This window comes from Pantoea sp. X-Soil-YNGN-775 (assembly GCF_059730575.1).
Window position 1 is genome coordinate 249920 of sequence record NZ_AP035945.1, and the last position, 14755, is coordinate 264674.

6 protein-coding genes, 1 tRNA gene and 2 rRNA genes are annotated in these 14755 nt (G+C 56.1%); 8 read left to right on the plus strand and 1 reads right to left on the minus strand.

The genetic code is table 11. The annotated features are described in order from the left end of the window. Positions 1-29: 29 nt before the first annotated feature. From AC6I8I_RS01130 to aceK, 7 genes are all read left to right on the plus strand, one after another. Positions 30-104: transfer RNA gene (locus AC6I8I_RS01130), tRNA-Glu, on the plus strand. A gap of 230 nt (positions 105-334) precedes the next feature. Then, positions 335-3240: ribosomal RNA gene (locus tag AC6I8I_RS01135) — 23S ribosomal RNA — on the plus strand. Positions 3241-3369: 129 nt separating this feature from the next. Beyond that, positions 3370-3485 (plus strand): 5S ribosomal RNA (gene rrf / locus AC6I8I_RS01140). 234 nt (positions 3486-3719) lie between these two features. Next, on the plus strand, positions 3720-4649 hold the full coding sequence (metA, locus tag AC6I8I_RS01145) for a homoserine O-acetyltransferase MetA (protein WP_312057308.1): 930 nt from the start codon (positions 3720-3722) through the stop codon (positions 4647-4649). A 262-nt stretch (positions 4650-4911) separates the two neighbouring features. After that, a complete protein-coding gene (aceB, locus tag AC6I8I_RS01150; protein ID WP_497828246.1) occupies positions 4912-6510 on the plus strand; it encodes a malate synthase A in 1599 nt (532 codons plus the stop codon). Between the two features lie 17 nt (positions 6511-6527). Beyond that, positions 6528-7829 (plus strand): isocitrate lyase, encoded by a 1302-nt coding sequence (aceA, locus tag AC6I8I_RS01155; protein ID WP_312057305.1) that lies wholly within the window; start codon positions 6528-6530, stop codon positions 7827-7829. A gap of 60 nt (positions 7830-7889) precedes the next feature. Beyond that, a complete protein-coding gene (gene aceK, locus AC6I8I_RS01160) occupies positions 7890-9638 on the plus strand; it encodes a bifunctional isocitrate dehydrogenase kinase/phosphatase (RefSeq protein WP_312057304.1) in 1749 nt (582 codons plus the stop codon). Here the strand turns inward: aceK and iclR are convergent. After that, the gene (gene iclR / locus AC6I8I_RS01165; RefSeq protein WP_312057303.1) at positions 9613-10443 is read right to left on the minus strand and encodes a glyoxylate bypass operon transcriptional repressor IclR; all 831 of its coding nucleotides are present in this window, start codon (positions 10441-10443) and stop codon (positions 9613-9615) included. The genes aceK and iclR overlap by 26 nt on opposite strands. A gap of 145 nt (positions 10444-10588) precedes the next feature. Here iclR and metH point away from each other — a divergent pair, with 145 nt between their 5' ends. Continuing rightward, positions 10589-14320, plus strand: coding sequence for a methionine synthase (gene metH, locus AC6I8I_RS01170; RefSeq protein ID WP_409456015.1), 3732 nt, complete (start codon positions 10589-10591; stop codon positions 14318-14320). The last annotated feature ends 435 nt before the right edge of the window (positions 14321-14755 follow it).

A 14755-nucleotide genomic window follows, 5' to 3' on the forward strand; every position in this document is an offset into this window, starting at 1 on the left:
AGACGGCTGCGAAGTCGTGACACCTTTGTGTCCCCTTCGTCTAGCGGTTAGGACTCCGCCCTTTCACGGCGGCAACAGGGGTTCGAATCCCCTAGGGGACGCCACTTGCTTGGTGACAGGTGAAAGGTGTCTCCACGAAGTATCTCAAAACCGATTCAGTTGCGTGAGCAGCCGAGCCGCGTTTGAGATATTTGCTCTTTAACAATCCGGAACAAGCTGAAAATTGAAACGACATGTCGTTTTCATTCTCCGTAATAAGAATGAAAGCCACGACATGTTCGAGTCTCTCAAATGCTTGCAGCACGCAGCGTTGAAAAACGCCTGTGGGTTGTGAGGTTAAGCGACTAAGCGTACACGGTGGATGCCCTGGCAGTCAGAGGCGATGAAGGACGTGCTAATCTGCGTAAAGCGACGGTAAGGTGATATGAACCGCTACAGCCGTCGATGTCCGAATGGGGAAACCCGGTGCACTCAGTGCATCATTGCAGCATGAATACATAGTGCTGCAAGGCGAACCGGGGGAACTGAAACATCTAAGTACCCCGAGGAAAAGAAATCAACCGAGATTCCCCCAGTAGCGGCGAGCGAACGGGGAGCAGCCCAGAGCCTGAATCAGCTTGTGTGTTAGTGGAAGCGTCTGGAAAGTCGCAGGGTACAGGGTGATACTCCCGTACACAAAAACACACAGGCTGTGAGCTCGATGAGTAAGGCGGGACACGTGGTATCCTGTCTGAATATGGGGGGACCATCCTCCAAGGCTAAATACTCCTGACTGACCGATAGTGAACCAGTACCGTGAGGGAAAGGCGAAAAGAACCCCGGCGAGGGGAGTGAAACAGAACCTGAAACCGTGTACGTACAAGCAGTGGGAGCCTTCTTTATGGGGGTGACTGCGTACCTTTTGTATAATGGGTCAGCGACTTATATTCTGTAGCAAGGTTAACCGTATAGGGGAGCCGCAGGGAAACCGAGTCTTAACTGGGCGTTAAGTTGCAGGGTATAGACCCGAAACCCGGTGATCTAGCCATGGGCAGGTTGAAGGTTGGGTAACACTAACTGGAGGACCGAACCGACTAATGTTGAAAAATTAGCGGATGACCTGTGGCTGGGGGTGAAAGGCCAATCAAACCGGGAGATAGCTGGTTCTCCCCGAAAGCTATTTAGGTAGCGCCTCGTGAACTCATCTTCGGGGGTAGAGCACTGTTTCGGCTAGGGGGCCATCCCGGCTTACCAACCCGATGCAAACTGCGAATACCGAAGAATGTTATCACGGGAGACACACGGCGGGTGCTAACGTCCGTCGTGAAGAGGGAAACAACCCAGACCGCCAGCTAAGGTCCCAAAGTCATGGTTAAGTGGGAAACGATGTGGGAAGGCACAGACAGCCAGGATGTTGGCTTAGAAGCAGCCATCATTTAAAGAAAGCGTAATAGCTCACTGGTCGAGTCGGCCTGCGCGGAAGATGTAACGGGGCTAAACCATGCACCGAAGCTGCGGCAGCGACACTATGTGTTGTTGGGTAGGGGAGCGTTCTGTAAGCCGTCGAAGGTGGCCTGTGAGGGCTGCTGGAGGTATCAGAAGTGCGAATGCTGACATAAGTAACGATAAAGCGGGTGAAAAGCCCGCTCGCCGGAAGACCAAGGGTTCCTGTTCAACGTTAATCGGAGCAGGGTGAGTCGACCCCTAAGGCGAGGCCGAAAGGCGTAGTCGATGGGAAACAGGTTAATATTCCTGTACTTGGTGTTACTGCGAAGGGGGGACGGAGAAGGCTATATCAGCCGGGCGACGGTTGTCCCGGTTTAAGCGTGTAGGTGTGTGTTCCAGGCAAATCCGGTTCACTTTACACTGAGGCGTGACGACGAGGCACTACGGTGCTGAAGTGATAAATGCCCTGCTTCCAGGAAAAGCCTCTAAGCATCAGGTAACACAAAATCGTACCCCAAACCGACACAGGTGGTCAGGTAGAGAATACCAAGGCGCTTGAGAGAACTCGGGTGAAGGAACTAGGCAAAATGGTGCCGTAACTTCGGGAGAAGGCACGCTGGCGCGTAGGTGGAGGGACTTGCTCCCCGAGCCGAAGCCAGTCGAAGATACCAGCTGGCTGCAACTGTTTATTAAAAACACAGCACTGTGCAAACACGAAAGTGGACGTATACGGTGTGACGCCTGCCCGGTGCCGGAAGGTTAATTGATGGGGTTATCCGTAAGGAGAAGCTCTTGATCGAAGCCCCGGTAAACGGCGGCCGTAACTATAACGGTCCTAAGGTAGCGAAATTCCTTGTCGGGTAAGTTCCGACCTGCACGAATGGCGTAATGATGGCCAGGCTGTCTCCACCCGAGACTCAGTGAAATTGAACTCGCTGTGAAGATGCAGTGTACCCGCGGCAAGACGGAAAGACCCCGTGAACCTTTACTACAGCTTGACACTGAACATTGAGCCTTGATGTGTAGGATAGGTGGGAGGCTTTGAAGCGCAGACGCCAGTCTGCGTGGAGCCAACCTTGAAATACCACCCTTTAATGTTTGATGTTCTAACGTGGCCCCGTGATCCGGGGTGCGGACAGTGTCTGGTGGGTAGTTTGACTGGGGCGGTCTCCTCCTAAAGCGTAACGGAGGAGCACGAAGGTCAGCTAATCACGGTCGGACATCGTGAGGTTAGTGCAATGGCATAAGCTGGCTTGACTGCGAGAGTGACGGCTCGAGCAGGTGCGAAAGCAGGTCATAGTGATCCGGTGGTTCTGAATGGAAGGGCCATCGCTCAACGGATAAAAGGTACTCCGGGGATAACAGGCTGATACCGCCCAAGAGTTCATATCGACGGCGGTGTTTGGCACCTCGATGTCGGCTCATCACATCCTGGGGCTGAAGTAGGTCCCAAGGGTACGGCTGTTCGCCGTTTAAAGTGGTACGCGAGCTGGGTTTAGAACGTCGTGAGACAGTTCGGTCCCTATCTGCCGTGGGCGCTGGAGAATTGAGGGGGGTTGCTCCTAGTACGAGAGGACCGGAGTGAACGCACCACTGGTGTTCGGGTTGTCATGCCAATGGCATTGCCCGGTAGCTAAGTGCGGAAAAGATAAGTGCTGAAAGCATCTAAGCACGAAACTTGCCCCGAGATGAGTTCTCCCTGACCCTTTAAGGGTCCTGAAGGGACGTTGAAGACGACGACGTTGATAGGCCGGGTGTGTAAGCGCAGCGATGCGTTGAGCTAACCGGTACTAATGACCCGTGAGGCTTAACCTTACAACGCCAGAGGCGTTTTTGAGGGACAGATTTTCAGCTTGTGACGGATAAAAATTAGCGGGAACGAAGGATTCTGCGGCATGGCGCACGGTCATGACGCAAAAGATTCGTTCCGTGCACCAAGATTTGCCTGGCGGCTGTAGCGCGGTGGTCCCACCTGACCCCATGCCGAACTCAGAAGTGAAACGCCGTAGCGCCGATGGTAGTGTGGGGTCTCCCCATGCGAGAGTAGGGAACTGCCAGGCATCAAACAAGTGAAGAAGCCCCGCACGGAAGTGCGGGGCTTTTTTACGTCCGCAGATCGCTGAAATTTTCGCTGAGATCCTGAAATTCCCCCTGCAACACCCGTCTGCTATTTGCCCTTTTAAACTGAAACATTTTCATTTTCTGCATGAAACCTCGACATTACATGGCCACCAGGCTAATGTTGGGCATCCAGATGTCTAAACGTTTATATGGTTGTAAGAGGTGAGCAGGCTATGCCAATCAGGGTTCCCGACGAATTACCGGCAGTGAATTTTTTGCGTAACGAGAATGTCTTTGTGATGACCTCGTCACGCGCCAGTGTTCAGGAGATCCGTCCGCTTAAAGTGTTGGTACTGAATCTGATGCCGAAAAAGATCGAAACGGAAAATCAGTTCCTGCGCCTGCTCTCAAACTCGCCGTTACAGATCGATATCCAGCTGTTACGCATCGACAGCCGGGAGTCACGTAACACGCCGACTGAGCACCTCAATAACTTCTACTGCAATTTTGAAGATATCCAGCACGACAACTTTGATGGCTTAATCGTGACAGGTGCCCCGCTGGGACTGGTCGATTTTAATGATGTGGCGTACTGGCCACAGATCCAGCGCGTGCTGCACTGGGCCAAAGAGCATGTTACCTCAACGCTGTTTGTCTGTTGGGCAGTGCAGGCGGCGCTTAATATTTTGTATGGCATTCCTAAGCAGACCCGACATAACAAGCTATCTGGTGTCTTTGAGCATCAGATATTGCATCCGCATGCCTTACTGACCCGCGGATTTGATGATAATTTCCTGGCGCCGCATTCACGTTACGCTGATTTCCCGACGCAATTAATTACCGATTATACCGATCTGGAATTATTTGCTGAATCGGAACAAACCGGTGCCTACCTGATGGCGAGTAAAGACAAACGACTGGTGTTCGTTACCGGTCACCCTGAATACGATGCGTTGACCTTATCGGGTGAATATCACCGTGATTATGAAGCCGGCCTGAATCCTGAGGTGCCGTATAACTACTTCCCACAGGATAATCCGGCACTGCCGCCGCGTGCCGCCTGGCGTAGTCATGGCAATCTGCTGTTCTCCAACTGGCTAAACTATTACGTCTATCAGATCACACCGTTTGATTTACGCCACATGAATCCGACCCTCGAATAGTGCCAGAATCTACCTTAAATGAACCGTGTCAGCCGATGGCGACACGGTTTTTTTTCGCCTCAAATTTTCGATGAAAGCTGTTCCCTTTAATAACAAAACTTTAAATTCATTAAAAACAAAAAGATAAATAGATAATTATAATAAAATGGAAATAGTTTTTGATTTAGAAAATTAAATGCATATGCTCTGATCCTGTAGTTCATAAAACAGTCGATCCGGGGATCCGCGTTATTCGATCCTCTGAATACAGGAGAGCGCCAGCATGACAGATTCTGTGATCAGCCATACTCTGACCTTCAGCCAGCCCTTTAACCACGCCGAACAGCAGCTGCTGACTGCCGAGGCGATTCTGTTTTTAGATGCGCTGGTTACGCGCTTTGCCTCACAGCGCGACGCGTTACTGACGGCCCGCCAGCTGCGACAGCAACAGTACGATCAGGGTTATCTGCCCGACTTAGATATGGAAACAGCTTCCATTCGAGCAAGTAATTGGGCGATCCGTTCGATTCCAAAAGATTTGCAGGATCGACGGGTCGAGATCACCGGTCCGCCGGATCGCAAAATGGTTATTAACGCCCTGAATGCGAACGTAAAAGTGTTTATGGCGGATTTTGAGGACTCGCTGTCACCGGAGTGGAATAAGCTGATTGAGGGGCAGCTGACCCTGCGTGAAGCGGTACAGGGCACTTTGAGCTATACCAGCGACGCCGGCAAAATTTACCAGCTGCGTGCCGATCCCGCCGTGCTGATGTGTCGGGTGCGTGGCCTGCACCTGTCGGAAAAACACGTCAGCTGGCAGGGCAATCCGATTCCCGCCGGGCTATTTGATTTCGCGCTCTATTTCTTTCACAACGTTCACCCGTTGCTGGCGAAGGGCAGCGGCCCCTATTTCTATCTGCCCAAAACCGAAAGCTGGCAGGAGGTCGCCTGGTGGCGTGAGATCTTCAGCTTCAGCGAGGATCGATTCGATCTGCCGCGCGGCACCATCAAAGCCACGGTGCTGATTGAAACCCTGCCGGCGGTCTTCCAGATGGATGAGATCTTGTGGAATCTGCGCGATCACATCGTTGGCCTTAACTGTGGGCGCTGGGACTACATCTTCAGCTATATCAAAACGCTGAAACAGCATGCGGATCGGGTACTGCCGGATCGCCAGTCCGTCACTATGTCTCAGCCTTTTCTGGACGCCTATTCACGCCTGCTGATCAAAACCTGTCATCGGCGCGGCGCGTTTGCGATGGGTGGCATGTCAGCGCTGATCCCGAGTAAAGATCCGGCGCGTAATGCCTGGGTACTGCAACGCGTTACAGAAGATAAACAGCGCGAAGCGAACAACGGTCATGATGGCACCTGGATCGCCCATCCCGGGCTGGCGGACACCGCGATGGCAGTATTTGATGCGGTGCTGGGCAACCGGCCTAACCAGCTATCAGTCACACGGGAAGAGGATGCGCCGATCGACGCGACCACGCTGCTGGCGCCCTGCAGCGGTGAACGCACTGAAGCGGGTATGCGCGCCAATATTCGCGTAGCACTGCAATACCTTGAAGCCTGGATCAGCGGCAACGGCTGCGTGCCGATTGATGGCCTGATGGAAGATGCCGCCACGGCCGAGATTGCCCGCACCTCAATCTGGCAATGGATACGTCATCAGCAAACCCTGAGCAGTGGTCAGCAGGTCACCGCTGAACTGTTCCTGCGCTGGCTGAACGAAGAACTCCATCTGTTGCAGCAGAGCCTGGGCGAAGCCCGGTTCAGTGCCGGTCGCTATGGCGAAGCGGCACAGCTGATGGCGCAAATCACCACCGAACGCGAGCTGGTCTCATTCCTTACTCTGCCGGGCTACCGCCTGATCCCCTGACTCCTGGAGACATTGCCATGACACGAACTCAACAAATTCAGCAACTCGAGCAGCACTGGCAGCACCCGCGCTGGGAAGGCATCACCCGTCCTTACAGTGCGGCAGAGGTGGTAAATTTGCGCGGCTCGGTACAGCCCGCCTGCACTCTGGCCCAGCGCGGTGCGGAAAAACTGTGGGCGCTGCTCAACGGAGACGCGAAGAAGGGTTACATCAATAGTCTGGGCGCGTTAAGCGGCGGGCAGGCATTACAGCAGGCAAAGGCCGGTATCGAGGCGATCTATCTCTCTGGCTGGCAGGTGGCTGCCGACGCCAACGTGGCGGGACAGATGTACCCCGATCAGTCGCTCTATCCGGTTAACTCGGTACCTGAAGTGGTGACGCGCATTAATCAGACCTTTCAGCGCGCCGACCAGATTCAGTGGTCCAGCGGGATTGAAGCGGGTGACAGTCGCTATACCGACTTCTTTCTGCCGATCGTTGCCGATGCCGAGGCGGGCTTCGGCGGCGTGCTGAATGCGTTTGAGCTGATGAAGGCGATGATTCAGGCGGGAGCGGCGGCTGTCCATTTTGAAGATCAGCTGGCGGCGGTGAAAAAATGCGGTCATATGGGCGGTAAAGTACTGGTACCGACGCAGGAAGCGATACAAAAACTGGTGGCTGCCCGACTGGCGGCCGATGTCATGGGCGTACCCACGCTGCTGCTGGCGCGCACCGATGCCGATGCGGCCGATTTAATTACCTCCGACTGCGATGAATACGATCGTCCTTTCATCAGTGGCGACCGCACCGCAGAGGGGTTCTTCCGCACCAATGCCGGTATCGAGCAGGCGATCAGCCGCGGTCTGGCCTATGCCCCTTACGCTGACATTCTGTGGTGTGAAACCTCGACGCCCGATCTGGCCATGGCGCAACGTTTTGCCGATGCCATCCACGCCCACTATCCCGGTAAATTGCTGGCCTACAACTGTTCGCCATCGTTCAACTGGAAAAAGAATCTCGACGATCGCACCATCGCACAGTTTCAGCAAGCGCTCAGCGAGATGGGCTATCGCTTCCAGTTCATCACGCTGGCCGGGATTCACAGCATGTGGTTCAACATGTTTGACCTGGCCCACGCCTATGCGCAGGGCGAGGGCATGCGCCACTACGTTGAGAAAGTGCAGCAGCCTGAATTTGCCGCGCGAGATCGCGGTTACAGCTTCTCATCGCATCAGCAGGAAGTGGGCACCGGCTATTTTGATCGGGTCACCACCACCATCCAAGGCGGTAAATCGTCGGTAACAGCGCTGACCGGTTCGACCGAAGAGCACCAGTTCTGAGTAAATCCCTGACAGCCTCCCGCCCGGCTGGTTGCCGGCGGGCTTTTATCGGAGCTGATTATGCCGCCACGCGAATCGCTGATTGCGCACACCATCCTGCAGGGCTTCGACGCACAATATGGCCGCTTTCTCGACATCACGGCCGGGGCCCAGCAGCGCTTTGAACAGGCTGAATGGCAGGCGGTGCAGCAGGCCATGAAAGCAAGAATCCATCTCTACGATCATCATGTCGGTCTGGTCGCCGATCAACTGCGGGTGCTGAACGGCGCAGCCTGCTGGGATGAGGCGTTCTGGCTACGGGTAAAGGGCCAGTATGAAAGCTTATTGCCTGGCTATCCGCGCTATGAAATTGCCGAGAGTTTCTTCAATTCGGTTTACTGTCGGCTGCACGGTCATGCCGATCTGCAGCCGGAACGGCTGTTTATCTTCAGTTCGCAGTCACCGTCAGCGCAGATAAGCCCGTCGCGGCCGCTGGCGCGCGGCTATCAGCCACAGCAGGGCTGGCAGGCGTTGATCGGACAGGTGCTGCGCGATTTACCGTTAACCTTGCCATGGCAGCTTCGCGAACGTGATATCGGGTGGATTGTGCGCCACCTGCAGACGCAGTTTCCGCAGCTGGAGCAGGGCTGGCTTGAGGTCAGTTGCGAACTGTTTTATCGCAATAAAACTGCATGGCTGGTGGCGCGTCTGCACCTGCCGGATGCCATCCATCCCTGTCTGTTGCCGATTCAGCGCAGCGCGACGGGCGAACTGTGGATCGATACCTGTCTGACCGATGTGGATGACGCCAGTATTGTGTTTGGTTTCGCCCGCGCGTATTTCATGGTTTATGCGCCGATGCCCGCAGCGCTGGTGGCGTGGCTGCAGCCGATTCTGCCAGGCAAAACGCTGGCCGAACGTTATATGGCGATTGGCTGCCAGAAGCATGGCAAGACCGAAAGTTACCGCGAATACCTGCAGGCGCTGGAACAGAGTGAAGCTGAATTTGAGATCGCACCTGGCATTCGCGGCATGGTGATGCTGGTCTTCACGCTGCCTGGCTTTGATCGGGTGTTTAAAGTGATTAAAGATCGCTTCGCGCCGCAAAAAGAGGTAACGGAGGCCCAGGTGCGCGCCTGCTATCAGCAGGTTAAAGAGCACGATCGCGTCGGACGAATGGTGGATACTCAGGAGTTTGAGCAGTTCGCGCTGCCGCTGGCGCGTATCTCGCCTGAACTGCTGGCCGAGCTTAACGCCTGCGCGGCGGAGAAGCTGAAGATTGAAGGCGACCGGCTGATCATTCGGCACCTGTGGCTCGAACGCCGCATGCAGCCGCTTAACCTCTATCTGGCGCAGGCCAGTGCCGGACAACGGCGTCAGGCGATTGAGGAGTATGGCAATGCCATCCGGCAGCTGGCGGCAGCGAATATCTTCCCGGGCGACATGCTGTTTAAAAACTTCGGCATAACCCGCCATGGCCGGGTGGTGTTTTACGACTACGATGAGATCCGGCCGATGCAGGAGCTGCACTTTCGTGAGGTGCCGGCCGCGCGCTACGAAGAGGATGAACTCAGCGCCGAACCCTGGTACAGCGTCGGGCCGGACGATGTATTTCCGGAAACCTTCCGCTACGCCCTATGCAGCGACACTGCCATCGGTGCTTTGCTGCTGGAACTGCATCCGGAGATCTTTGAGGCCCGCTGGTGGCGAGCCCAGCAACAACGCATTGCCGGGGGGCACGTAGAAGAGGTGATCGCCTGGCGGCAGGCGCAGCGCTTCTGCGTGCGCTACGCGACGGAGGCGGTCAGCGACCACTGTACGCCAGCGTGACCTGACGTGCTTCACGGATCACCAGCGCACCCAGTTCGGTAATACGATCGTCGGTCATCCGGGCGATCGGACCGGAGATAGAGAGAGCTGCAAACGCCTCGCCGTGTTCGTCATAAATTGGCGCCGCGACACAGCGCAGTCCGAGCGCATGCTCTTCATCATCAAATGAGAAGCCCGCTTTACGTACCTGCGCCAGATTCTCTTTCAGGCTCTGCGGCGACATCAGGGTCTTCGGCGTGTAGTAATGCAACCCTTTCTGATGCAGCAGCGTCGTGACCTGTTCATCGCTGAGATGGGCCAGAAACGCTTTGCCGGCACCCGAGGCGTGCATCGGCAGCTTGCCGCCAATCGGCGCGGACATGCGCATCAGCTGGGTACACTGCACCTGATCGATGATCACCGCCTGATGATCGCTGAGATCCAGCACCGCCAGATTGACCGTTTCGCCCGAGGCGTCCATCAGGCTGCGCAGCACCGGATGCACCAGCGACAGCAGATTGCGACTCTGCAGGAAGCTGCTGCCCACCACAAAGGCATGTGCTCCGATGGTCCACAGCCCCAGATCGCCCACCTGGCGGACAAAGCCCTGCTGCTGCATGGTGCTGAGCAGACGATGAGTGGTGGAGTTAGGCAAACCTGCCTGCTGTGCCAGTTCGGTCAGCGCCACGCTGCCGTGGGAATCGGCAATCAGCTCCAGCAGTGTCAGGCCGCGAGTCAGGGATTGCACCTGGCCGCCCGCGGGTGCGGCAGTGGCGGCAGTGCCGCGAGGTTTTTTGCCGCGCTTAACGGGAACAGGCGTCGCCATGATCAAATCTCCTTAGGAATGTGGAAATCATTTTCGTTTTAATCACGCGCTTTGCAAACGCTGGTTTTCTGGTCAGACCTGTTGGCGGTCGACCTGAAAATGTCTCAGCTAAGGTTGCTTTGTCGGTTAACCCGCTTATGACAGAATGATTCAAAGCTATTTCAGCCAGCAGATTGACGTGGATGAGCCAACAGTGATCAATAAAATCGAAGCGCTACACCAGCAGCTCGCCCAACGCATTATGGTGTTGGACGGCGGTATGGGCACCATGATCCAGAGCTATAAGCTGGATGAGCAGGATTTTCGCGGCAGCCGTTTTGCCGACTGGCCCTGCGATCTTCAGGGCAACAACGATCTGCTGGTATTGAGTAAACCAGCGGTGATCCGCGAGATCCACAACGCCTATCTGGCCGCCGGTGCCGATATTCTCGAAACCAATACCTTTAACGCCACCACCATTGCGATGGCGGATTATCAGATGGAAGCGTTATCGGCCGAGATCAACTACGAGGCGGCCCGGCTGGCACGTGCCTGCGCCAATGAATGGACGGCAAAAACGCCGGATCGCCCACGTTACGTCGCGGGCGTGCTGGGGCCGACAAACCGTACCTGCTCGATCTCGCCCGATGTAAACGATCCCGCCTTCCGTAACGTCACTTTTAATCAGCTGGTGGACGCCTACCGCGAATCGACCCGGGCGCTGGTGGAAGGCGGCTGTGACATCATCATGATCGAAACGGTGTTCGATACCCTGAATGCCAAAGCGGCGATCTATGCGGTCCAGACCGAGATGGAAGCGCTCGGCGTGACGCTGCCGCTGATGATTTCAGGCACCATCACCGATGCCTCCGGTCGGACGCTCTCCGGCCAGACCACCGAGGCCTTTTACAACTCCCTGCGTCACGCTGAGCCGCTCTCCTTTGGCCTGAACTGCGCCCTCGGCCCGGACGAGCTGCGCCAGTATGTGGCGGAGCTGTCGCGCATCGCCGAGGGTTACGTCACTGCGCACCCGAATGCTGGTTTACCCAATGCCTTTGGCGAATACGATCTGGATGCGGAGCTGATGGCGCAGCAGATTGGCGAATGGGCGACTTCGGGTTTTCTGAATATTATCGGTGGCTGTTGCGGGACCACACCGCAGCATATCGCCGCCATGGTGGCGGCCGTTGAGGGCGTGGCGCCGCGTAAGCTGCCGACGATCCCGGTTGCCTGTCGTCTGGCCGGTCTTGAGCCGCTCAACATTACCGCAGAATCGCTGTTTGTTAACGTCGGCGAACGGACCAACGTCACCGGTTCAGCAAAATTCAAGCGGCTGATTAAAGAAGAGAAATATAACGAAGCGCTGGAAGTGGCGTTGCAGCAGGTTGAAAGCGGTGCTCAGATCATCGACATCAATATGGATGAAGGAATGCTCGACGCCGAAGCGGCGATGGTGCGCTTCCTCAATCTGATCGCCGGTGAGCCGGATATTGCCCGCGTCCCAATCATGATCGACTCCTCAAAGTGGGAGGTGATCGAAAAAGGGTTACAGTGCATTCAGGGTAAAGGCATCGTTAACTCCATCTCGATGAAAGAGGGGGAAGCGGCCTTTATTCATCATGCGCGCCAGGTCCGCCGCTACGGTGCGGCGATGGTAGTGATGGCATTTGATGAGGTGGGCCAGGCGGATACCCGCGCCCGTAAGATTGAGATTTGTCGCCGCGCCTATCGCATCCTGACGGAGCAGGTCGGTTTCCCGCCGGAAGATATCATCTTCGACCCCAACATTTTTGCGGTGGCGACCGGCATTGATGAACACAACAACTACGCGATGGATTTCATCGGTGCCTGTGAAGATATCAAGCGCGAGCTGCCACATGCGATGATCTCCGGTGGCGTCTCCAACGTGTCGTTTTCATTCCGCGGCAACGATCCGGTGCGCGAAGCGATACACGCGGTATTCCTCTACTACGCCATCCGCAACGGCATGGATATGGGCATTGTCAACGCCGGCCAGCTGGCGATTTATGACGATCTGCCGGCGGAACTGCGCGACGCGGTAGAAGATGTGATCCTCAATCGCCGTGATGACGGGACCGAGCGGTTGCTGGATCTGGCGGAAAAATACCGTGGCGGCAAAAGCGACGGTGCTCAGGAAAAACAGCTGGCGGAGTGGCGCAGCTGGGACGTGGTGAAGCGGCTGGAATATTCACTGGTCAAAGGCATAACCGAATTCATTGAACAGGATACCGAAGAGGCGCGCCAGCAGGTGCCGCGTCCGATAGAGGTGATTGAAGGCCCGCTGATGTCCGGCATGAACGTGGTTGGCGATCTGTTTGGCGAAGGCAAAATGTTCCTGCCGCAGGTGGTGAAATCGGCACGGGTGATGAAGCAGGCGGTGGCTTATCTGGAACCCTTTATCGAAGCCAGCAAAGAGGCGGGGCGCAGCAACGGCAAAATCGTGCTGGCCACGGTCAAAGGCGACGTTCACGACATTGGTAAAAACATCGTTGGCGTAGTGCTGCAGTGCAACAACTACGAAATTATTGACCTCGGCGTAATGGTGCCAGGCGAGAAGATCCTGAAAACGGCCCGCGAAGTGAATGCCGACATCATTGGCCTGTCGGGCCTGATTACACCGTCGCTGGATGAGATGGTCAATATGGCGAAAGAGATGGAGCGTCAGGGCTTCACTTTACCGCTGCTGATCGGCGGCGCGACCACCTCTAAAGCGCATACGGCGGTCAAAATTGAGCAGAACTACAGCGGTCCGACGGTCTACGTGCAGAACGCCTCACGTACCGTTGGCGTGGTCTCGTCACTGCTTTCCGCCACGCTGAAAGAGGATTTTGTGGCGCGGACCCGCAAAGAGTACGAAACCGTGCGTATCCAGCACGCGCGTAAAAAACCGCGCACCCCGCCGGTATCGTTGCAGGCGGCCCGCGACAACGCCACCTCGATTGACTGGCAGAGCTATACGCCGCCGGTGCCGCATCGTCTCGGGGTCAGTCAGGTCGAGGCCAGTATTGAAACGCTGCGCAACTACATTGACTGGACGCCGTTCTTCATGACCTGGTCGCTGGCGGGTAAGTATCCGCGCATCCTGGAAGATGAGGTGGTCGGCGAAGAGGCGCAGCGTCTGTTCGCCGATGCGAATGCGATGCTGGACCAGCTAAGCCAGCAGGCGCTGCTGAAACCGCGCGGCGTGGTCGGTATTTTCCCGGCTAACCGGGTCGGCGATGACATCGAGATCTATCGCGATGAGCGCCGCAGTGAGCTACTGGTAGTGAGTCATCACTTACGCCAGCAGACCGAAAAAACCGACTTCGCCAACTACTGTCTGGCGGACTTTGTCGCACCTAAATCCAGCGGCAAAGCGGACTATCTCGGTGCCTTCGCGGTGACCGGCGGACTGGAAGAGGATGCGCTGGCGGAGGCGTACGATCGTCAGCATGACGACTACAACAAGATCATGGTGAAAGCGCTGGCTGACCGTCTGGCTGAAGCCTTTGCGGAATATCTGCATGAACGCGTGCGTAAAGTGATCTGGGGCTTCGCGCCCAACGAAAACCTCAGTAATGAAGAGCTGATTCGCGAAAACTATCAGGGCATACGGCCGGCGCCAGGCTACCCGGCCTGTCCCGAGCACACTGAGAAAGCGGCAATCTGGACCCTGCTGGAGGTGGAAAGGCAGACCGGCATGCAGCTGACTGAATCCTTTGCGATGTGGCCAGGCGCGGCAGTATCAGGCTGGTACTTCAGCCATCCTGACAGTCGCTACTTCGCTGTGGCGCAGATTCAGCGCGATCAGGTGGAGGATTATGCGGCGCGTAAAGGGATGTCAGTGACCGAGGTCGAGCGCTGGCTGGCACCCAATCTCGGCTACGACGCGGACTAAACAAAAAAGCGGCCTGATGGCCGCCTGAGGTTGTTACACCGTCTGGCGCCGTCAGCTGTGAAATCGAGCCTGCGCAGGATACGCGGTCAGGTCGGAAAGACGCTAACGCCAGTCGCTGGCCGCTCGCCCCGCACGATTACGCACCTCATCCCTGAGGTGCGACCGTAGCCGGACCAACGCTTTGCGTTGTTCAAAACGCGCCCGTGATTTTGTTCATGGCGCGGGGCGCTTTCCTGCTTTGCCGCTGTTGTCTGGGCAGCTTAGTTATTGCGGCCAGATTCACCTTGACTTGGGTTTGCCCGCTGTCTGAGGCGTTCAGCCGATCGCGGCCAGCGTTAGCGGGATCGTGAGTGTAATCCTCAGCATGTCAGACAGACCGCACTTCCTTTGCCAGATTATCTGGCCTTGGCGTAATGCGCCCTTATCGGGTATATA